Source organism: Peteryoungia wuzhouensis, from assembly GCF_003205195.1.
Lineage (GTDB): Bacteria > Pseudomonadota > Alphaproteobacteria > Rhizobiales > Rhizobiaceae > Allorhizobium > Allorhizobium wuzhouense.
In genome coordinates this window covers 289,701-310,374 of record NZ_QJRY01000008.1, presented here as the reverse complement: position 1 = coordinate 310,374, position 20,674 = coordinate 289,701, and the positions used below count along the sequence as shown (strand labels likewise).

Sequence of the window (20,674 nt, the reverse complement as noted above, 5' to 3'; positions counted from 1 at the left end):
GCCAGCATCGCCGCAATCCGCAAAAACTCAGATCCCCGTCGGTTCCTCCTCGGGCTCGACAGCCGGCGCCGGCTTCGTTTTGGAGCTGAGGATCTTCTGGTAGAACAGGCCGATACCGATCAGCACGAAGCCGAGGCCGATGAAGGACAGCGCGCGCAGGACACCTTCGAGGTTCGCCATGTCGACCAGAAAGACCTTGGCGACCGTCACGATGACGATGACGGCCGAGGCGATCCTGAGGCTGCGGGCATCGAAGCGCGAACCGAGAGCCAGGAGCCCGACGCCGATCGCAAGCCAGGCCACCGAATAGCTGTAGGTCTCGGCCTGCTCGAAACCCTTCCAGTAGGCAATATACTCGCCCTGCCAGAAACGCCGGACGCTGAGCGTCACCCAGGCAAAGCCGAGCACCGCACCGGAGAGCGCGAGCAGCACCACATAGGGCAGGGGCCGTTTGTTACGCGCATAAAAGGCGAGGCCCGCATAGGCGATGCCGGGCAGCAGATAGCCGATCAGCAGCAGATTGAGGAAGGGCCACGAGCCCGTACCCTCGCCACTGAAATAGGGGTTGAGCGCACCGAGATGCAGGCTCACCGTCTGGGCGATGGCGACCCCGCCCGCGACCATCGAGCCATAGCGGAAGACAGGGCTCGGCGATTTGAGATCAAGCGTCATCAGGATGCCCGAGAGCCCGATAACCAGCAGCGTGTAGATCGACTGTTCGCCAAGCGTCGGCGTCGAGGAATCAAGCACACCGCCATTCATCGCGTGGCGGATTAGAACGGCGACGGTGAGCAGGCTCAGAAGGCTGGCGAAGCCCTGGAGGGCGTAGCGGGCGCGAAGGTCCGACCAGTTGCGCATCTCGTATGCCCCATAGATCGCCAAAAGGGCCGGGATGCCGTAGCCGGGCAGCAACTGGTTGAAGACCGGCGTGCGCCACAAGGCTTCCGCCCCGACCAGCGTCGGATCCCAGCCGATGAGGATCAGTATGCCCGCGAGGGATGCGACCGAGATCCATGGCAAGCCCAGCCAGGGGCGCTGATGTCGCGCCTCAAACCGGGAACCGACGACAAGAAGAGCGACGCCGATGGCCAGCCATGCAACCGGATAACTATAGATTTCGGCCTGTCCGAAACCTTTCCAGTAAGAAATGAACTCGCCCTGCCAATAGCGCCGGACTGTGAGTGTCACCCAGGCGAAAGCGAGCGCCGCGCTCGAGAGCGCCAACAGCATCACATAGGGCCGGGGGCGCTTGTCTCTGGCGTAGTAGGCGAGCCCGCCATAACCGCTGGCCGGCAGCAGATATCCAATGAGCAGCAGGTTGATGAACGGCCAGGAACCCGTGCTTTCGCCGCTGAAGTACGGATTGAGCGCACCGAGATGCAGGCTGACTGTCTGCAGGACCGCCAAACCACCCGCCACCATCGAGCCAAGACGGAAGGCCACGCTGGGTGATTTTAGATCCAGCGTCATCAGGATGCCCGAGAGTCCGACAACCAGCAGCGTGTAGATCGACTGCTCGCCAAGTGTCGGCACAGTGGAATCCAGGACGCCGCCATTCATTGCGTGCCGCACCAGGATTGCGACAGTGAGCAGGCCGAGTAGGCTGGCCAGACCCTGCAGGGCATTGCGGACCCGCGCACCCGGCCAGCTGCGCATCTCATAGGCCCCATAGACGGCAAGCAGGGCCGGGATGCCGTAGCCCGGCAGCAACTGGTTGAAGACAGGCGTGCGCCAGAGGGCGTCCGGTCCGACCAGCGTCGGATCCCAGCCGATCCGGAACAGCACGCCGGCAAGCGAAATGACAAGGATCCAGGGGAGGCCGCTCCAACTCCGCTTGCGTGTTGCCATGAGATAGGCAAAGCCGAGGAGAGCGAGCAGGATCGTGGTCACCACGCCGTCGGTTAATGTGTGCAGGGCAAGCGCAAAGGCGGCAAAACTTCCTGTTAGAAGCACGTCGACGCCACGTCGGAAGCGGGGCAAGGCACCTTTGCGCTCGAATATTTCGCAAGCCGCGAGAAGGACGGCGCCCAGCGCGATAGCGAAGAATGCATGCAGCCAGTCGCGGGCATAGACCCCGTAGAAGACGAAGCTGATCGTGGTGAGTGCGATTGGAAGCATGGCCGCAATGATCGCCCAGACCGTCGAGAACAACGGATCGTCGGCAAAGCGTCGGCGAATCTGGGCAAGGCCGATGAGCAGGAAGACGACTGCGAGCCCGAGAAGCAGGTACATCACATTGATGTCGATCGGCGGCAGACTGGTCGCATCGCTCTCCCAGCCGAATACGAGGGTCTGGGCCTGCCCGATCATGCCGGTTGCGATAGTGGCTCCTAGGAGCGCACCCGCACTTGCGATCGCTGTCGGCCAGAAAGTGCCGAAACGCGCGCTGCCTGCGGCGGCCAGTGCTGTGATCAGTGCTGCGAAGCCGAAGAGCGGGAAGAGATCCGTCAGGTTCCGGTTTAGCATGGCGATCGCTGGCAGCATGACGGCGAGAGATAGCGTGACGTCGAGCCCGATCTGACCGGATTCCATACGCCGTCCGAGACTTTCGAGCGACAGCGGTGCGTCAGGATCTGCCGGATCATCACCCGTGGCGCCCGGCCAGATCAGCATCCAGGCTGCGATCATGGCCATCAGCGACAAGGCGACGGGTGTGATGTCGTTGAGATCGATGAGGGCCACCAGCGCCCAGACCCCGAGCAAAGCCTGTGCCAGAGCGGGTACGATGAGCCAGCCCTTGAGGCGCGCGGCCATGGATGTCGTGACCTGTGCGACAGTTAGGTAGATGAACAGCGTCCATAGGTTCGGTGACGTCGTCGAGATGAGCAATGGCGTTACCATCGATCCTGCGAGGCCGAGCCCTGCCAGTGTCTGGCCATGCAAAAGGGAGAGGCCGAGTACGCCAAAGGCGGTAAGCGAGAGCAGAATGAAGGCAAGTGTTGGCCCGATGTAGTCGTAAACTCCATGGGCGGCATAGATCGCGCCGAATAGCGTGACCGCGCCAGCTGCCGTCAGGATGCCTGGCACCATGGCGTTGGAGTAAAGTGCCTCGGCTTTCGGCAGTGCCTTTCGGCGGATCAGTTCTCCGGTGGCGATCAGGGCGAGCCCGAACAGGGCGGCGAGTGTCAGCCGCACGCCGGGGCCGAGTAGGCCGCTCTCGATCGAATACCGCACCAGGAAGACACCGCCGAGCGCCAGCGCCAGACCACCGGCCCACACCGCCCAGCGAGCCCCGAGCAGATTCTCCAAGTTTTCAGAGGGAGGAGCAGCTTTGTCTGAGATGCGCGGCACGACTGTTTCGGTCGGCTTTGCCGCTTCGGGCGGGTTTGCTGCAATTGACGATCCTGTCGGGATTGTCGCATCGGCCAGGTAGTTCGGTTCGGCGGGGCTTCCCCCTTCTTCAGGCGTGTCCGGCACTGGTTGAGCGAGAAGCTGAGCGTTGTTCCGCTCTTCGATCTTGGCTTCGAGCGCCTCCACCTTGCCCCAGGCAGGGGTGGGTGGCGCCGGTTCCATCGGAGCGGCTGCGGCTTCGTCGAGCTTTTGGGTTTCGCTCGCGGCTCGCATGGATGGAGACGGCTGGCCCAGTCGGAGGAGCTTTTCCCGGACGCTCCGCAGCTCGTTTTCAAGCCGATCCATTCTGTCGGCTGATCCCCTTTGCATAAAGAAGAGCACGCCGATCAAGATCAACAGTAGCAGTTCGAACATGCGCGCCCCCGATGCATCTTGCAAAATCAAGGACAACCTAAACCATTTATCGTTTTGGGGAAGCTTCCTGCATCACGTAACGTGACCCTGCCGATCTGTGGCGCAGCGCGTGATATCCGCCCCTTGCATTCGCCCCCGAAACTTTCTAAATCCGATTCACCGGCAACAGCCGGTTTTCTTTGGCTCTTGTTATGCTCATTGTGAGCATAAATACGGGAGGAGGTCGCCATGGAAGCGCAAGCCGAGCGGAACACGGGCAAATCGGCGGCAACGGCGGCCGAGCGTTTTGGCGTCTGGGAGCGCCCGGATCTGAGCTACACGCCCGCAGTCGCCAGGGAGACGGCGCATCTTTACGAGCGCGTGCGCGACTTCATTCCGGAAATCGAATGGCCCGTCTTCGCGCCTTACATTCACGCGATCAACCGCGTGAAAAAAGAGCGTGGCGCGGTCATCCTGGCGCACAATTATCAGACGCCGGAGATCTTTCACTGCGTCGCCGACATCAAGGGCGATTCGCTGCAGCTAGCCCGTGATGCCGTCAGCGTCGATGCCGAGATCATCGTGCAGTGCGGCGTACATTTCATGGCCGAGACCTCGAAACTGCTCAATCCGCAAAAGACGGTGCTGATTCCGGACGGCCGCGCCGGCTGCTCGCTGTCGGAATCGATCACCGGCGCGGATGTCCGCCTGCTGCGCGAGCGTTATCCCGGCGTGCCCGTCGTCACCTATGTGAACACGTCGGCCGACGTGAAGGCCGAAACCGATATCTGCTGCACCTCGGCCAATGCCGTCGACGTGGTCAACAGCTTCGACAGCGACACGGTTCTCTGCATACCCGATGAATATCTGGCGATGAATGTCGCCAACCAGACCTCGAAGAAGATCCTCACCTGGAAGGGCCATTGCGAGGTGCATGAGCGCTTCACGGCCGACGAACTCCTGGAATACAAGCGCGCCGATCCACGCATCGAAATTGTCGCCCATCCCGAATGCCATCCGAGCGTGCTCGCGGTCTCCGATTATGCTGGTTCGACCAAGGGCATGATCGACTACGTCAAGACGAAGCGGCCGCAGCGCGTGCTGCTCGTCACCGAATGCTCGATGGCCTCCAACATCCAGGTCGAAGTGCCCGACGTCGATTTCGTCAAGCCCTGCAATCTCTGTCCGCACATGAAGCGCATCACCCTGCCGAAGATCCTCGACAGCCTGTTGTTCATGACGGAGGAAGTGACGGTTGATCCCACGATTGCCGCCCGCGCACGGCTTGCGGTCGAACGGATGATCAATCTGAAGAATTGAGGCAGTGCTGCCGGCCGGGGAGGGCTGAATGCCGACCAATCTTGAATCCATGCGGCCGCAATCCTGGCAGGGCATCGACGATATCGTCATCGTTGGCGGCGGCCTTGCCGGTCTTTTCTGCGCGCTGAAACTCGCGCCCCGTCCGGTGACCGTGCTGGCCGCCGCCCCGATCGGGCAGGGCGCGTCTTCGGCCTGGGCGCAAGGCGGCATTGCCGCCGCCATGAGCCCAGGCGACAGCTTTGACAAACATCTGGCCGATACCGTCGCAGCCGGTGCCGGTCTGGTCGAGGAGAAGATCGCACGGCTGATGATCTCGGAAGGTCCGGATCGTATTCATGACCTGCTCGCCTATGGCGTGCCCTTCGATCGTGATCTCGAAGGCCATCTGCTGCTGTCGCGCGAGGCGGCCCATTCCGAGCGCCGCATTGTCCGGGTCGCGGGCGATCGCGCCGGCGGCGCCATCATGGAGGCTCTGATTGCGGCGGTGCGCCGCACGCCGTCGATCCGTGTCATGGAAGGTTATGTCGTCGAGGAGCTGATCGCCGAGGGCCGCTTCGTCTCCGGCGTGATTGCCCGTCCCGATGCGGGCCAGTCGACGGCACGGGTCGCCTTTCCCGCGCGCGCCGTCGTGCTCTGCTCCGGTGGCGTCGGCCACCTCTATGCCGTCACCACCAATCCGGCAGAAGCGCGGGGAACCGGCGTCGGCATGGCCGCCAAGGCCGGTGCCGTCATTGCCGATCCGGAATTCGTCCAGTTCCACCCGACCGCCATCGACATCGGCCAGGATCCTGCGCCGCTCGCGACGGAAGCCCTGCGCGGCGATGGCGCTGTTCTCGTCAACCGGGCCGGGCACCGCTTCATGACCGATCTGCATGCTGAAGCGGAACTCGCTCCCCGTGACATCGTCGCCCGCGGCGTCTTCGCCGAAGTGGCCGCCGGTCGCGGCGCCTTCCTCGATTGCACCAAGGCCATCGGCAAGCATTTCGCCGAGCATTTCCCGACCGTCTACGCGTCCTGTAAAGCGGCCGGCATCGATCCGGCGGTCCAACCGATCCCGGTCGTGCCGGCCGTGCATTACCACATGGGCGGCATTGCCGTGGATGCCGATGGGCGCAGCTCGCTCGACGGTCTGTGGGCGGCCGGCGAAGTCACCTCGAGCGGGGTGCATGGCGCCAACCGGCTCGCCTCGAATTCGCTTCTGGAAGCCGTCGTCTTTGCCGGCCGCATTGCAGACAGCATCAAGGGCATGCTGCCGGAATCCACGCTTTACGAGTGGCCGAAGGCCGCCGGCGAGAACGATGATCTCGTCACCCTCGAAGACAGTGCTGAACTCAAGGAATTGCGCCGCCTGATGAGTATGCATGCCGGCGTGATCCGCAACGAGGAAGGGCTGAAGACGCTGATCCGCGACCTCGCCCGGCTCGATCGGGAGCGCCCGCGTGTGCGTTTTTCCAACATCGCGGCCACTGCAAAGCTGATTGCCGTCGGCGCCCTGCAGCGCATGGAAAGTCGGGGAGCACAGATGCGCTCAGACTATCCTGATACCAGCGATGCCTGGCATCGCCGCACCTATCTGACGCTTCGTGAGGCGGATGGTATCGCAGCCGACATCGTCGGCTGATTGGAAAGGACAAGGTCATGCCCCTATCGATGCCACAGAGCTTCCGCCCGCAATTGTCGCCGCTGATGGTCGAAGACCTCGTGCGCAATGCCCTCCTCGAAGATCTTGGCCGGGCGGGCGACATCACCACCTACGCCACGATCGGCCCCGAAAAGACCGCCCACATGACCATCAATGGCCGCGATCCGGGTGTTGTCGCAGGCCTTGTGCTGGCGGAAACCGCCTTCCGGCTGATCGATCCCGCCGTGCGTTTCGAGGCACTGGTTAAGGACGGCGACCGTGTCGCGCCCGGCCAGCCGCTTGCCAGGGTCGAAGGAACCGCTCGATCGGTGCTGTCGGCGGAGCGTGTCGCGCTCAATTTCCTCATGCATCTCTCCGGCGTCGCGAGCTACACGGCCCGTTTTGCCGATGCGATTGCCCATACGAAGGCCCGCGTCACCTGTACGCGGAAGACGTTGCCCGGTCTGCGAGCGGTCGAGAAATACGCGGTCCGGCTCGGCGGTGGCTCGAACCATCGCTACGGCCTTGATGACGCGATCCTGATCAAGGACAACCACATCGCGGTATCAGGCGGCGTCGGCCCCGCGATTGCCGCCGCTCGCGCCTATGCCGGCCATCTGGTCAAGGTGGAAGTGGAAGTGGACAGCCTCGAGCAGATGCGTCAGGCGCTGGAGGCCGGCCCTGATGTGATCCTGCTCGACAACATGACGTCGGAACGTCTGGCTGAGGCGGTTGAGATCAACCGTATCCATCACGGCCAGACGCCGGCCGTTTATGCCGTTGCCCAAGCACGTGTGATTCTCGAAGCATCGGGCAATGTGACGCTGGAGACCATCCGCGCCATTGCCGAGACCGGGGTCGATTACGTCTCGACCTCCAAGATTACGATGGCAGCACCGACAATGGATATCGGATTGGACTCAAGTTTGGTCTGAAGAGAACGGATATTCTGCTTGCACATCGATTGCCGAAACTCGCCGCATGACGCGCGATTCCGAACTTGTTCAGACATCTCAGGCGCTTGACTTTATATAAGCCAAGCCTTCGATAGTTATCGTCTACAATTAATAGTTTTGACCGTTTTTTGAGAATCCCATACCCCAGAAAAGGTGGGCCCGGCACAGTTGAGCGTAAGCAGAATGGGCGTTCGCACGATCTTCGGGGATTTTCATGACGGGCATCATTTTATCAAGCGAGAGCGGCGCAGCAGGCCGTGTTTCCATTTCCAGCCTGGACACCAATGGTGACGGCATCATCAGCGACAAGGAACTGGAGGCCGCAAAATCGGGCCGCACCCAGGACCCGACCGTGTCGAGCGAAAACGCCGCGACCGGCAGCGGATCGCAGGTGCGCGGCAGCATGATTTCCATGCTCCTGCAGATCTCCTCCATGGATACAGAGAGCGAACCCGCGCTCGACACCCGTGATCTCTTCAGCGCCATCGATGCCGATGGCGATGGCCGCATTACCCAGGACGAGTATGTTGCCGCGCGGCCGGAAGACGTCAGTGAGGAAGAGGCGACCGCCGACTTCGTCGAACTCGACACCGAACAGACCGGCTTTCTGACCGAAGAGGCGTTTACCGCCGGGTTCGCGGATGCTCCGCAGTCGCTGGATGATGCCACATACGATGCATCGGCGGAGGATACGGTCAGCATCTTCGACATCCTTGCCGAGATGGAGCGCGTCATTAACGCCTATCGCGAGAATGGCGGCGAGGCGCAACAGGCCTGACCCTGCGGATCGAAGAGCGATCTGTCAGTGTCCCGGACGCAGGCTGTGGCGGCAGCCTGCGTCTTTCGCTTTTGGGTTGCTCACCTTCGAGCAACCGGGTCATGGAAGTGACGCTAGGTCTGCGCGACCTCAGGCAGGCGCTCGGGTAATCCCGCTGCGATCCAGCGTCGTCTTCACGGCCTTCATCAGGTCCTGCGAGGTTCTTCCGAACTCACTGCTGCGGGTCCAGTACCAGAGCGTCAGCACCACCCCACTGCCGGCCAGTTGCTCGACATGCGTCGAGACGCCGAGCTCAGTGAGAACACGGGGATCGGCTTCAGCCTGCGCGCGCAGAATGGCTTCGGCCTCATCGATCTTGTCGGAATTGTCGATGTTGACCTTGAGTTCGGCCCGTCGCGTCTGGTGGCGGCTGAAATTGGTGATCGGCACATTCCACAGGATGGAGTTCGGAGCCAGCCGGTAAAGCCCATCGGGCGTGCGGAGTTCTGTGGCGAATAGACCGATCTCGACCACCGTACCGGTGATGGCACCCGTCTCGATATATTCGCCCACCCGGAAGGGCCGCAGCACCAGGAGCATGATGCCCGCCGCAATATTCTGCAGCGTGCCTTGCAAGGCAAGGCCGATGGCCAGGCCCGCGGCACCAAGTGCTGCGATGATCGAGGCCGTCTGCACGCCGAACTGGCCGAGGACAGTGACGAAGACGAGAATGAGGGCCGCATAACGCACGACATTGGCAAAGAAGCGGGCGAGCGTTTCGTCAAAGCCGCGCAGCCGGAGAAGGCCCGCATGCGTCCACCGGCTCACCAGCGCAGACAGCCACCAGCCGAGCCCGAGCAAAAGCAGGGCGCCGAGGATGGAAAAGGAATAATCGACAGCAAGCCGGCTTGCCTGGGTCAGTGCCGCCTGGGATGCCAGAATGACTTCGCTTGCCTGTTGCTCCATGCTTTCGATCCCGTGTTGTTGATGTCACGGGCTAGATGGGGCGGAAGTGGGGATGGTCAACCGCCGGAGCGGCTGCCGAGTTTCAGTCCGGGCGCGGGACGCTCTTCGAGGATCTGTCGGCGGAAGCGGAAGAGCGCTGCCGGTCTCCCGCCGGTCGCGGCCTCTGTAAGCCCCGTTGCCTCGACGAGTTCGGCCCCTTCCACCAGCCGGCGAAAATTCTGCTTGTGCAGATGCCGGCCCGAGATCGCCTCGACGGTCGACTGCAATGCCGTCAGCGTAAAGTGCGGTGGCATCAGCTCGAAAACGACAGGGCGGTATTTGATCTTGCTGCGCAGCCGCGCCAGCGCCGTGGCCGCGATCCGCCGGTGATCATGCCGCATCGGCCGCCCGAGCGGAACGGTGACCCTTCGGCGGGCAAGACGGCCATCGGACACGGCTTCATCCAGCAGGCCGGCCTCGTAGAGAAGTTCGTAGCGCTCCAGCACACGTTCCTCGTCGAACGGGAAATCGTCCAGACCGAAGGCAAGCTTCAGCCGCGAGCGTCGCGAGATCGCAGGTCCGCCCGTCGACTCGTCCAGCGGTTCCTCGGCCCAGTTCCGCAATGCCGGCAGGATTGACTGATCAATCAGGCCAGGTCGCCCCTGGCGCCAGTCCTCCCAGGGCAGGAAGCCATACCAGTCGCGCCAGGCCGCCCCGGATGTCTCCAGTCGGGCCACACCCTCGGCCTCAAGCCGGGTCAGCGCCAGATAACCGACCGAAACGACATGCGGCCCGCTGTCGCCGGGCATGGTGTGGCGGCCGCGATCGCCGAAGGTGTAGAGCTGCTCGATATAGCCAAGCTGCAGGGCCGTCTGCGCCTCCACAGTCTGGCGCAGCGACATTTCCATGGTCCGGTGCCGGGTCGGATCGAAGGGGCCGAAGGGCAGGGCGTCGAGCGCGCCTGACCCTGCGGGCACGACCAGCAGGCGCGGTTGCCCCTCGGCGATCGCAACGATCGCGGCATTGAGGCCGATCTCGATATCGGCCGCCGCACTCATGGCGCGACCGGCTCGCGCGCCGGAAGCGGCAGCACGAAGGGCTGGTTGCCATCCGTATCCGCGCCCCGGCCAAGCGCCTTCACCGCACGGGCGAACCGTCCTTCCCGCCCGAGCATGGCGTCGCCGATTTCCACGAGGCGCATATTGGGGGTCGCATAGGGCGAGGCCTCCCGCAGGCGCCGTGCCAGGGCATCGTCGTCATCTTCGGGATGCACCGCAAGGCTGGCGATCATCGCGGCCGCCGGCGAACGAGAGACTCCCATCCAGCAATGCACGATGAGCGGTGCCGACTGGTCCCAGCTGCGGGCGAAGTCGATGATCTCAGCCACATGCGCCTCCTGCGGCGCGATCAGGTCGCCGGTGCCGGCAAAGGTGATGTCGTTCATGCCGAGCTTCAGGTGTCGCTCCGCCCGGATCACGGCGGGCCGGTGAAAATCCTGGTTGGCAGCAAGCAGGCTGATCATCTCGGACGCCTTGTGACGCACGGCCATTTCCGCGATCCGGGCGAGCGGGGCAACCACGATGACGCTCATCGGATCACCCTGCTGGCAGCCTGCCGGTCCGCCTCGATCGCCTCGAAGCGTTCGAGAAATTTCGCCTGGGCCTGATAGGCCGGCAGCGGATCGATCAGGATCGTGTCACGGGTGAAGCCCTTCGGCTGGCCGAAGAATTTCCGCGCTTCGGCTTCCGCAAATCCGGCAAGCACGGTGGCCTCGAAATAGGCGGAGATCATGTCGGCCTTCTTGATCTGGTCTTTCAGGGCCGCTTTCGGATGCGCCGGCAGCCCGAAGCGCAGATGAATGGCCGCTTCCAGCCGCTTCTCCACCACCTTGTAGCCGCCGCCGACAACGGCCTTGAACGGTGAGATCATGTCGCCGATGACATATTCCGGCCCGTCATGCAAAAGCGCCACCAAAAGATCGTCGGCGGTCGCCTTGGGACAGGACCGGCGGAAGATATCCTCGACGATCAGGCTGTGCTGGGCAACGGAAAAGGCGTGATCACCCGAGGTCTGCCCGTTCCAGCGGGCAACACGGGCAAGGCCATGGGCGATGTCGGAGATTTCGACGTCGAGCGGCGAGGGATCGAGCAGGTCGAGGCGGCGGCCCGACAGCATGCGCTGCCAGGCCCGTCCCGGGATCGTGGCGGTCTCGATCATGCCTCAGGCGTCCTCAGCCGCAGCCGAAGGGAAGGCGAGGCCGGTCCAGACGGGCAAGGTGAGGCTGAGCGGCACATCGGCCGCAAGCACGGCGGTGCCTTTGCTCATCGCTTCGCCGGCCTTATCGATGCGCACGATCGCAAGCGCACGTGTCCCGGCAACCGTGCCAAGCGCGCCGATCGGCTTGCCGTCGACGGTAATCTCCGTGCCGGTCGCGGGCAATGGCTGCTCTGCCGCGACAATGACCACACGCCGGCGTGCCGTGGAGCGGTGCTGCATGCGCGAGACCACCTCCTGGCCGACATAACACCCCTTGCGGAAGGAAACGCCACCGGACTTGTCGAAAAGGATGTCGTGCGGGAACGCGTCTTGCAGGGCGAAATCGGAACCCGATTCGACGACACCATTGATGATCCGCAATGCGGCATAGCCGGATGCATCGCCGGGTTCTCCGACCTTGCCGACGATCCGCCGCACAGGTGTTCCGGCGAGTGCAAAGCGATGGTCGGCAACGCCACTTTCGTCATCGCTGCCCCAGATGGCCGTGGCACCTGTTTGCGGGCCGGCCGATAGTGTGACGGCTGCGCGCAGCTTGTACATGGTCAGCCGACGGATCAGCGCGTCCTGCTGCTCCAGAGCGGTGTCCAGCACAAAACCGTCGCCATCGCGCCAGATCAGAAAGTCGAAGAGGATCTTGCCCTGGGGAGTGAGCAATGCACCGGGGCGTGCCTCGCCGGCGGCCAGGCTGCCGAGATCGGTCGTGATCAGGTTTTGCAGGAAATGGTCTGCATCTGCACCGCCAACATGGACGAAGGCACGGTCGGGCAGGAAGGCTGAAGGCATGAGGGTCACCGTGATGTTGCGCTGGCGGCAGACTTAAGAGCCCCAAGTCTAGCCGACAAGCGCATGACGTCACAGCCCACAGTTTGGCGAGCGCGGATGTTTGAGCGTCAGTCGCCGACGTTGAAGAATTTCCACCGGCCGTCAGGGCTGATTCCGACGCGGAAGAAATTGTAATTGCCCTGTTCCTGCATCTCCGCCACATCGCCGGCAGTCACGATCCTGAGCAGTTCGACCTTCTCGCGCGGGGTCAAAAGGGCGAGCGACTTGCCGGCGAAATAGGGCCAGACATAGGCTTCGTCAGGCGTGCCCTTGTCGAGTTGCACGAAGCCGGTCGACAGCACATCAAGCAGGATTGCCAAGATCTCCTGTCCCTCGTCATCGCCAGATAGGCCCTTGAGCGCGGCAATCGGATCCTGCTCCGGCGTCTGCAGAGGGATCTGAGTCTGATTCGGTCCGACATCGAACAGCGGCTTCAACGCCTGGATATCACCGCTGGCGGCTGCATCCATGATCAGCTTGCGCATGCGGCGCACCGGCTCGGGCGCCTTTTCGATGTCGTAGATCACTTCCGGTGCCGGCTCCTCCGACGTTGCCGGGTCCGCCTGTTCCGTTTCCGGGTTTTTGATCAGTGGGTCCGGATCGGGAATGACCGGAAAGGCGTCGTCGGCGGGGCTCTCATCCTCGCCGGGCACGGGGCCTGGAGCCGAAGGTGTCTGTTCCTCCGGCGGGTGCGGTGTGATGTCCTTGATGTCGGAGAGCGCGTAGGCCGGCATCGGCCAGGAGAGGGGTAGGCTGGTGACCGATAGTGCCAGCGCGCCTGTCAAGCAGATGAGCCTGACCCGCGAAGAAATCGTCATTATGAGCCTCTGCCGTCGTGTTTTACTGAACCCGGCGCTCGGGCGAGAATTCGCCGGCCAAGAGACGGGTCTTGAGCGCGTCGAGGATGGCCTCGGCGCCGTGTTCGCCATGGATGCGGATGGTTTCGCGCATCGCCAGTGCAAAGGCTGCATCGGCGATGATCTCGGGTTCGATTCCGTCGGCCATGCCGTCGGCCCAGGCCTCGTTCTGATATTCGAGCGCAGCCTGCATCTTCTCGTGAACGATCATGTCGTCGATCTCGTTGCGGCGCGGTTCCATGGGCATTCCTCGAAGCACTCTTACTCAGGTCTTAACGACCGTATCAGCCTTTTGCCAAAACGACACGGGGTGAGGCCAAAAGAGGTGAATTAATCGTTAATTTCCATAGCGGGCGGTAATTTCTGTGGCGAGTGTTGCGCCTTCGATACGGTAATTCTCCTCTGCACGAACTGCGGCCTGGGTGCAAGAGGTATAGACTGCGGCAAATGACCGGTACCCGCGGTTGTAGGCCGCTGTCAGCTTTGCCCGGCGTTTGGGCTCGTCTTTCGTCTCGGTTTCCAGCAGAGCCTGCAGCGATTGCCGCCATTCCGGTTCTCCGGATGCATTGCAAAGGTTGCGCAGGTAATGCACCGCCCCGACGATCTCCGATAGCCGCCCGAGTCGGTCGTCATAGGGTGTCGGCTTCTCCGTTTCGACCGGTGGAGGGGGGCTAACGATCGTGGCGTCCTGCGCCGCCGCACTGATTGCGGTGAGCATGGCGGCTGCCAGAAAGATGGAAGACCGTTTGGTGAAATGCGCCATGTCAGCCTCTCCCCTCGGTGGCGGCTGACGCGACGAGCTTCTGGACGCAGTCTCGCACGCTGGGTGGCACGGGCAGATCCTCGATCTCCTCCGGAAGGAACCAGCCGGCATCGGCGGCGTCGCTGCGCGCCACGGCCACGCTGTCGCTGTCCGCATCCACCCGAAAGACCGAGAGCAGATAATGGCTGCCGGCCACGCCGACTTCGGGCAGGAGTTCATAGGTTTCGAACAGGCGCGGATTTCGCCCGACGACGCCTGTCTCTTCCTCCAGTTCGCGCAGTGCCGTTTCGGCCGGTGTCTCGCCCGGCTCCGCCCGTCCGCCGGGAAAGGCATAGAGATCGGCTGCCGGCGGATTGCTCCGGCGCACGAGGAGAAAGCGCCCGGCCCGTTCGACGATGGCAGAGGAGGCGAGGCGGGGTTGGTTCATGCGGGACGGCTCCAGTCATTGGCGCCGCTCGGAAACGAAGCAGCGACGCGGGCGAATATCGCGGCTTTTCGCCAAGCCCGCAAGCGCGACCGGCGCTTGACCCTCGGGAGATCGGCTGCCATGAAAATCGAATGTGCGGACGTTTTGCTCTGACCGCGAGCCCGGAAGAGGTGCGCGAAATTCTCGGCCTGATGGAACTGGAAGGTTTTCCGGCGCGCTACAATATCGCCCCGACGCAGCCGATCCTCGTGGTGGTGGCTGGGCCGCCGACCGAACCGGGCAGCAACCGGCCAGACCGCCTTGCGGTTCTGGTACGCTGGGGCCTGATTCCGTCCTGGGTGAAAGATCCGGCCGAATTCACGCTGCTGATCAATGCACGCTCCGAGACGGCCATCGAAAAGGCTTCGTTCCGGGCCGCCATGCGTCATCGCCGCATCCTTGTGCCGACGTCTGGCTTTTACGAATGGCACCGGCCGTCGAAGGAAAGCGGCGAAAAACCCCAGGCCTATTGGATCCGGCCGCGTCAGGGCGGGGTGGTGTGTTTTGCCGGATTGATGGAAACCTACATGTCGAAGGATGGGGCCGAACTCGATACCGGCTGCATCCTCACGGTCGGGGCCAACAAGACGATTGGCGCGATCCATGACCGCATGCCCGTGGTCATCGCGCCGGAGGATTTCACCCGCTGGCTGGACTGCCGCAGCGGCGAGCCCCGCGACGTGGTCGATCTGATGAAACCGGCCCAGGAAGACTTGTTCGAGGCCATTCCAGTGTCCGATCTCGTCAACAAGGTCGCCAATGTCGGCCCGGAACTACAGGTGCCGGTCGTTCCGCGCGCACTACTCCAGAAGCCCGTCGCGGCAAAGCCTGACGACGGACAGATGAGCCTGTTTTAGCGACGAGAGGCGAAGCGCCTCAGGCGACCTTGGGGGTCGGCTTGCGCTTCAGCATCAGAGCCGCGGCGACAACGGCCTTGAGGGCGAGTGGTCGGTAGTTGGCGGCGAGATTCTGATTTGCCGGCTTCTGCTGCTCGGCTTCGTTTGCGTTCGACATTGTCATTGTCCTCTGGATGATTCCTGACCCGGCATTTTGTTGTGCGGCTCTCTCTGTGGAGAACATGACAAAAGCGTGACCGAGTCTGTGACTCAAGTCAAATTTCGACAAAAGCGAAACAAAACGAGAGCCCCGCGCAAGCTTTTGGGCTTGGCGGGGCTCGGTTTGTAAAGTTTTCGTTAAGTTTTCGGGGTTTTCACACGCCGCGATCTATTTCCGAGAGCCCCTTTTCGGCGCTTTCTTCACCGATCGTCAGCGTCCCGTAGCGCTTGTGCCAGTTGCGGGCGCCGATCGGCAGCGAGCAGAGGTAAAGCACCACCGTCACCACCAGAACTTCCCAGGTGAAGCTCATCAGCAGGGCAACGTAGAGCACGACACCGAGAATCATCGGGAAGACGAGATCGCGGCGGATATGGCTGGTCTCGGACTTGCCCGACCAGACCGGCAACCGGCTGACCAGGAGATAGGCGATCACGATCGTATAGACCGCGCTCGCATAGGCAAACGGCAGGGTCAGCTCGAACTGGAGGAAGCCGATATAGACAGGCAGCAGCACCAGGGCCGCTCCAGCCGGCGCTGGAACGCCGACGAAGAACTCCGATTGCCAGGGCGCCTTCGTCTCGCGATCGGCCATGACGTTGAAGCGGGCAAGCCGCAGACCGGCAGCGATCGTGTAGATGAGCGCCGCGATCCAACCCAGAGAGCGGGCCTGATCGAGAACATAGACATAGAGCACGAGCGCGGGCGCCACGCCGAAATTGATGATGTCGGCGAGCGAATCCATCTGCGCGCCGAATTTCGACGTTGCCTTCATCATGCGCGCGATCCGGCCGTCGATGCCATCCAGAAAGGCGGCCAGCAGCACCATGGAGACCGCGAGCTCGTAGCGGTTTTCGAAGGCAAGCCGGATACCCGTGAGGCCTGCGCAGATCGCAAGCACCGTAATCAGGTTGGGGATGACGAGGCGAAGCGGAATTTCACGCAGTCGTGGGCCGCGCGCATTCGGAGCCGCAGCCGGTGGGGTGCGTTCGTCGGGCGTGCTGTTCGGTGCGTCCATCTCGCCCTCCATCAAGCGCGGCGGCTTATGACCGGACCCTTGGTCGAGCCGAATTCGGCAAGAACGGTCTCACCGGCGATCGCCGTCTGGCCGACGGAGACGCGCGGCTCGGCGCCAGCCGGCAGGAAGACGTCAAGCCGCGAGCCGAAGCGGATCAGACCGAAGCGCTCACCGGCGTCCAGCGGTTCGTTGGGATTGGTCCAGCAGATGATGCGGCGCGCGACAAGGCCGGCGATCTGCACGACGCCGATGGCGCCGTGGCGGGTTTCGATGACGAGGCCGTTGCGCTCGTTGTCGGTGCTCGCCTTGTCGAGTTCGGCATTCAGGAACTCGCCTTCCTTGTAGGCGATGGTCGTCACCCGGCCGCGCATCGGGGCGCGGTTCACATGGCAGTTGAACACGTTCATGAACACGGTGATGCGCAGCATCGGTTCGCTGCCGAGCTGCAGTTCTTCCGGCGGCAGGCTCATCTGCACGGAGGAGACGCGACCATCGGCCGGGCTGATCACCAGATCGTCGTCCTGCGGCGTCACACGTTCCGGGTCGCGGAAGAAATAGGCGCACCAGAGCGTCAGGATGAGACCGACCCAGAACAAGGGGTCCCAGAGCCAGCCGAGCACCAGCGACGCGACGAAGAAGGCAGCGACGAAAGGATAGCCTTCCTTGTGCACCGGCACGATCGTCTTGCGTATGGTTTCCAGCAGATCCATGAGTTCCTCAATCTTTGAAAAAGGGGTTGCCCGTGACTACCCCGAAAGATCGGCAGGGGCAATGCCGGGACGCAAATCAACTCTCGCCAGCGACGGATTGGCTGCCTTATCCGACGGTCTCGGAAAAAATTGGTGGAAAGAGAGATTGTCGAGACTCTGTCAATAATTACCCCCTAAAAAAAGGGTGACTGCATAAGCGAACTCTGTCGCTGCCGCCCAAGGAATCCAACTTGCGAACTGCTTTGAAGAGCAAAGAACTGACGGACCCAGGTTCCGCTGATGACTTGTGCTGGTTCTGCCTGAAAGGACGACCCGCGCCAGGGATCCTTGAGCCTTTGCGCGCCGTCTTCATCTCCAATCCTGCTGACATTGCGCCGGGTGCCGTCTGTTTCGTTTCGATTGGCACAGGCTCGCGCGGCCACGAACTTGCTCGTCTTCGAGCCATGCATCAGGACACCGTCTATCTGGTTGCGCTGACTGTCCAGGAGGTGGATGCGGTATTGCAGGCCGATCTCTTCGGAGCCGGCGCCGACGACATCCTTTGTGAAATGGACCCGCGACAACTCGTCTCCTGCCTGATGCGCGCCAGGCGGCATCTGCAACTGCGCCAGCGTGAAGAACGCTGGCGTCAGGACATGCAGGCAAAACTGGACATCTGGCAGCATGGGCTCGACCAATTGCCGACGCCGATCTACGTGAAGGATGTGGAGGGACGATATCTCGTCTGCAATGCGGCCTTCGGGAATTTCCTCGGCTTGAGCAGCGACCGCGTCCTCGGACAACGGCTGCAGGATTTCGTCCCGCCCGAGATGGCCGAGGCCTATCACGCCTCCGACCTGCAGCTGTTGCGCCAGGGCGGCGTCATGCGTACGGAAACGGATGTCTGCCTGCCCGAGACCGGTATGCGCCACATCATGGTGCACAAGGCTCGTCTCGATTCGGAAAGAGGCGAGATCCGCGGCGTCACCGGCGTCATCATCGACATTACGGAGCGCAAGGAACTGGAATCCCGGCTGATTGAAGCCGCCGAGCGGGATCCACTCACCAATGCCGCCAACCGTCGCAAATTCTTCCAGGTGGCGTCCGAACAGATCGCGGATGCGAAGCCTGAGACGATCCTCGCGGTTGCCGTGATCGATATCGACCATTTCAAGTCGATCAACGATGAGCTGGGTCACGCGGAAGGAGACGTAACTCTCTGCTCGATCGTCGACACCCTGCGGTCACAGGAGGCAGAGGGCATGCTGGTCGCCCGTGCGGGCGGCGAGGAGTTCTTCGCCTTCTTCCCGGAGCAGGCTGTTCCGACCGCATACGACATGCTGGAAACGGCTCGCCAGGACATTGCCCGCTATTGCCAGGTTCAGACCGGCGCCGGTGCCGCCGGCACGATCAGTGCGGGTCTCGCATACTTCAATCCGTCGGAGGAGACGATCGACCAGGCGCTGCGCCGCGCCGACATCGCGCTCTATCAGGCCAAGCGCGACGGCCGCAATCGGCTCTACCTCGCCGAGTGACGCCGACTGGTCCTTGTCAGACGGCGGGCGGGCGGCGGACCACCACACCGAGTTCGTCGCTTTCGCGGACCTGGCGGAGCCGCTCTTCGGCCTGCGTCGCTTCCCGCTGGCGGTTCCACATCGAGGCGTAAAGCCCGTTCTGTTCGAGAAGCACGGCATGGCTGCCGCGTTCGGCAATCTCGCCGCCCTTCAGCACGATGATCTCGTCGGCATTGACGACGGTGGACAGGCGATGGGCAATCACCAGCGTCGTGCGGTTCTTGGAGACCACGTCGAGTGCTGACTGGATCTCGTGTTCGGTCGTCGTGTCGAGCGCCGAGGTTGCCTCGTCGAGGATCAGGATCGGCGGGGCTTTCAGAACGGTGCGGGCAATTGCCACGCGCTGCTTTTCACCGCCGGAGAGTTTCAGGCCCCGCTCGCCGACCTTGGTATTGTAGCCCTCGGGCAGTTCCTTGATGAAACGGGCGATCTGCGCCACTTCGGTCGCCTGCTCGATCTCGGCGTCGGATGCGGCAGGGCGTCCGTAACGGATATTGTAGGCGATGGTATCGTTGAACAGCACGGTATCCTGCGGAACCATGCCGATCACGGCGCGCAGCGATTTCTGCGTCACATCGCGCACATCCTGGCCGTCGATGGTGATCGAGCCCTCCTGCACATCATAGAAGCGGTAGAGGAGGCGGGAGATCGTCGATTTGCCAGCACCCGACGGACCGACCACGGCAACGGTCTTTCCGGCCGGTACCTCGAAGGACACGCCTTTCAGGATCGGCCGGTCGGGATCGTAATGGAAGTGCACGTCCTTGAAGGCAATCGCGCCCTTGTCGATCGAAAGGGCCGCGGCACCTGGTCTGTCGACCACTTCGGCTTCGACCTCAAGCAGGTCGAACATCTGCTCGATATCGGTGAGGCCCTGGCGGATTTCGCGGTAGACGAAGCCGATGAAGTTGAGCGGCACCGAGAGCTGCATCAGCAGAGCATTCACGAAGACGAAGTCGCCGATCGTCTGGTCGCCGCGCTGGACGGCGAGCGCCGACATGACCATGATCACCGCCGTGCCGATGCCGAAGATGACGCCTTGGCCGAAGTTCAGCCAGCCGAGCGAAGTCCAGACCTGGGTCGCCGACTTCTCGTAACGTGCCATCGACGCATCGAAACGCTTGGCTTCCATCTCCTCGTTGCCGAAATACTTGACGGTCTCGAAGTTCAAGAGCGAGTCGATCGCCTTGGTGTTGGCGTCCGTGTCGCTGTCGTTCATCGCGCGACGTATGCCGATGCGCCAGTCCGACGCCCGGATGGTGAACCAGATATAGGCCCAGACGGTGAAGGCGGTGACGGCGAGATAGGAGAAGCCGTAAGTCCACCAGAAGATCGCAGCCGTCAGCAGGAATTCGATGAGGGTGGGGATCGAGTTGAGGATCGTGAAGCGCACGATCGTTTCGATGCCCTTGGTGCCGCGCTCGATGATGCGCGACAGACCGCCGGTCTTGCGCTCCAGGTGAAAGCGCAGCGACAGCTGGTGCATATGCACGAAGGTCTTGTAGGCGAGCTGGCGGACCGCATGCTGGCCGACACTGGCAAACAGCGCGTCGCGCAGCTGGTTGAGGCCGACCTGGGCGATGCGGGTGACGTTGTAGAACACGACGAGGGCGACGGCACCGAGCAGGAAGGCGGGGAGAATGCCCGCCATGTCGAGCCTGCCGTTCAGCGCATCGGTCGCCCATTTGAAGAAATAGGGGACGAGGATCAGCACGAACTTGGACACGATCAGGAAGACCGTCGCCCAGACCACGCGCATCTTCAAGTCCATCCGGTCCGCCGGCCACATATAGGGCCACAGGTTTACCAGCGTTTCCGTCGGATTGCCGGAGTCGGCCGATACGGTCTTCTTCTTCTTGTCCGCCATTCCAG

The 20,674-nt window shown here is 62.6% G+C and carries 20 protein-coding genes; 6 read left to right on the top strand and 14 right to left on the bottom strand.

The features are described 5' to 3' along the window. Positions 1 to 27: 27 nt before the first annotated feature. The gene (locus DMY87_RS20935) at positions 28 to 3,705 is read right to left on the bottom strand and encodes a DUF2339 domain-containing protein (protein WP_165826384.1); all 3,678 of its coding nucleotides are present in this window, start codon (positions 3,703 to 3,705) and stop codon (positions 28 to 30) included. A gap of 228 nt (positions 3,706 to 3,933) precedes the next feature. Between DMY87_RS20935 and nadA the strand changes: the two genes are divergently transcribed. The 4 genes from nadA to DMY87_RS20915 all read left to right on the top strand — a co-directional run bounded on the left by nadA (position 3,934) and on the right by DMY87_RS20915 (position 8,359). Further along, positions 3,934 to 5,004, top strand: coding sequence for a quinolinate synthase NadA (nadA, locus tag DMY87_RS20930; protein ID WP_110793556.1), 1,071 nt, complete (start codon positions 3,934 to 3,936; stop codon positions 5,002 to 5,004). Positions 5,005 to 5,032: 28 nt separating this feature from the next. Further along, positions 5,033 to 6,625, top strand: a complete 1,593-nt coding sequence (locus DMY87_RS20925) for an L-aspartate oxidase (RefSeq protein WP_165826382.1) — start codon at positions 5,033 to 5,035, stop codon at positions 6,623 to 6,625. Positions 6,626 to 6,654: 29 nt separating this feature from the next. Next, on the top strand, positions 6,655 to 7,560 hold the full coding sequence (nadC, locus tag DMY87_RS20920; protein WP_110793555.1) for a carboxylating nicotinate-nucleotide diphosphorylase: 906 nt from the start codon (positions 6,655 to 6,657) through the stop codon (positions 7,558 to 7,560). 235 nt (positions 7,561 to 7,795) lie between these two features. Beyond that, complete coding sequence (locus tag DMY87_RS20915) at positions 7,796 to 8,359, top strand: EF-hand domain-containing protein (protein WP_110793554.1); 564 nt, start codon at positions 7,796 to 7,798, stop codon at positions 8,357 to 8,359. Positions 8,360 to 8,488: 129 nt separating this feature from the next. Here the strand turns inward: DMY87_RS20915 and DMY87_RS20910 are convergent, their stop codons facing one another. From DMY87_RS20910 to DMY87_RS20870, 9 genes are all read right to left on the bottom strand, one after another. Further along, positions 8,489 to 9,304 (bottom strand): mechanosensitive ion channel family protein, encoded by an 816-nt coding sequence (locus tag DMY87_RS20910; RefSeq protein ID WP_110793553.1) that lies wholly within the window; start codon positions 9,302 to 9,304, stop codon positions 8,489 to 8,491. Positions 9,305 to 9,360: 56 nt separating this feature from the next. Further along, on the bottom strand, positions 9,361 to 10,341 hold the full coding sequence (locus DMY87_RS20905) for an NUDIX hydrolase (RefSeq protein ID WP_110793552.1): 981 nt from the start codon (positions 10,339 to 10,341) through the stop codon (positions 9,361 to 9,363). Then, positions 10,338 to 10,874, bottom strand: a complete 537-nt coding sequence (locus tag DMY87_RS20900; protein ID WP_110793551.1) for a tyrosine phosphatase family protein — start codon at positions 10,872 to 10,874, stop codon at positions 10,338 to 10,340. The genes DMY87_RS20905 and DMY87_RS20900 overlap by 4 nt, the downstream gene beginning before the upstream one ends. Beyond that, entirely contained in the window at positions 10,871 to 11,500 is a 630-nt protein-coding gene (locus DMY87_RS20895; protein WP_110793550.1) for an HD domain-containing protein, read from the bottom strand. Before DMY87_RS20895 ends, DMY87_RS20900 begins: the two co-directional genes overlap by 4 nt. A gap of 3 nt (positions 11,501 to 11,503) precedes the next feature. Further along, entirely contained in the window at positions 11,504 to 12,343 is an 840-nt protein-coding gene (gene ygfZ / locus DMY87_RS20890; protein WP_110793549.1) for a CAF17-like 4Fe-4S cluster assembly/insertion protein YgfZ, read from the bottom strand. Positions 12,344 to 12,450: 107 nt separating this feature from the next. Next, entirely contained in the window at positions 12,451 to 13,200 is a 750-nt protein-coding gene (locus DMY87_RS20885; RefSeq protein WP_110793548.1) for a hypothetical protein, read from the bottom strand. 22 nt (positions 13,201 to 13,222) lie between these two features. Further along, a complete protein-coding gene (locus DMY87_RS20880; RefSeq protein ID WP_162750548.1) occupies positions 13,223 to 13,480 on the bottom strand; it encodes a hypothetical protein in 258 nt (85 codons plus the stop codon). Positions 13,481 to 13,576: 96 nt separating this feature from the next. Next, a complete protein-coding gene (locus tag DMY87_RS20875; RefSeq protein ID WP_110793546.1) occupies positions 13,577 to 14,002 on the bottom strand; it encodes a TIGR02301 family protein in 426 nt (141 codons plus the stop codon). 1 nt (position 14,003) lies between these two features. Continuing rightward, positions 14,004 to 14,429, bottom strand: coding sequence for an NUDIX hydrolase (locus DMY87_RS20870; protein WP_110793545.1), 426 nt, complete (start codon positions 14,427 to 14,429; stop codon positions 14,004 to 14,006). Between the two features lie 131 nt (positions 14,430 to 14,560). Here DMY87_RS20870 and DMY87_RS20865 point away from each other — a divergent pair, with 131 nt between their 5' ends. After that, positions 14,561 to 15,325 (top strand): SOS response-associated peptidase, encoded by a 765-nt coding sequence (locus tag DMY87_RS20865; protein ID WP_110793544.1) that lies wholly within the window; start codon positions 14,561 to 14,563, stop codon positions 15,323 to 15,325. 19 nt (positions 15,326 to 15,344) lie between these two features. Here the strand turns inward: DMY87_RS20865 and DMY87_RS24280 are convergent, their stop codons facing one another. The 3 genes from DMY87_RS24280 to DMY87_RS20855 all read right to left on the bottom strand — a co-directional run bounded on the left by DMY87_RS24280 (position 15,345) and on the right by DMY87_RS20855 (position 17,249). Beyond that, complete coding sequence (locus tag DMY87_RS24280; RefSeq protein WP_165826357.1) at positions 15,345 to 15,482, bottom strand: hypothetical protein; 138 nt, start codon at positions 15,480 to 15,482, stop codon at positions 15,345 to 15,347. Between the two features lie 196 nt (positions 15,483 to 15,678). Then, on the bottom strand, positions 15,679 to 16,539 hold the full coding sequence (gene pssA / locus DMY87_RS20860; protein WP_110793543.1) for a CDP-diacylglycerol--serine O-phosphatidyltransferase: 861 nt from the start codon (positions 16,537 to 16,539) through the stop codon (positions 15,679 to 15,681). An 11-nt stretch (positions 16,540 to 16,550) separates the two neighbouring features. Next, positions 16,551 to 17,249 (bottom strand): phosphatidylserine decarboxylase, encoded by a 699-nt coding sequence (locus DMY87_RS20855; RefSeq protein WP_110793542.1) that lies wholly within the window; start codon positions 17,247 to 17,249, stop codon positions 16,551 to 16,553. Positions 17,250 to 17,584: 335 nt separating this feature from the next. Here DMY87_RS20855 and DMY87_RS20850 point away from each other — a divergent pair, with 335 nt between their 5' ends. Next, a complete protein-coding gene (locus tag DMY87_RS20850; RefSeq protein ID WP_110793541.1) occupies positions 17,585 to 18,763 on the top strand; it encodes a GGDEF domain-containing protein in 1,179 nt (392 codons plus the stop codon). A 16-nt stretch (positions 18,764 to 18,779) separates the two neighbouring features. Here the strand turns inward: DMY87_RS20850 and DMY87_RS20845 are convergent, their stop codons facing one another. After that, the gene (locus tag DMY87_RS20845; protein WP_110793540.1) at positions 18,780 to 20,669 is read right to left on the bottom strand and encodes an ABCB family ABC transporter ATP-binding protein/permease; all 1,890 of its coding nucleotides are present in this window, start codon (positions 20,667 to 20,669) and stop codon (positions 18,780 to 18,782) included. Positions 20,670 to 20,674: the final 5 nt, after the last annotated feature.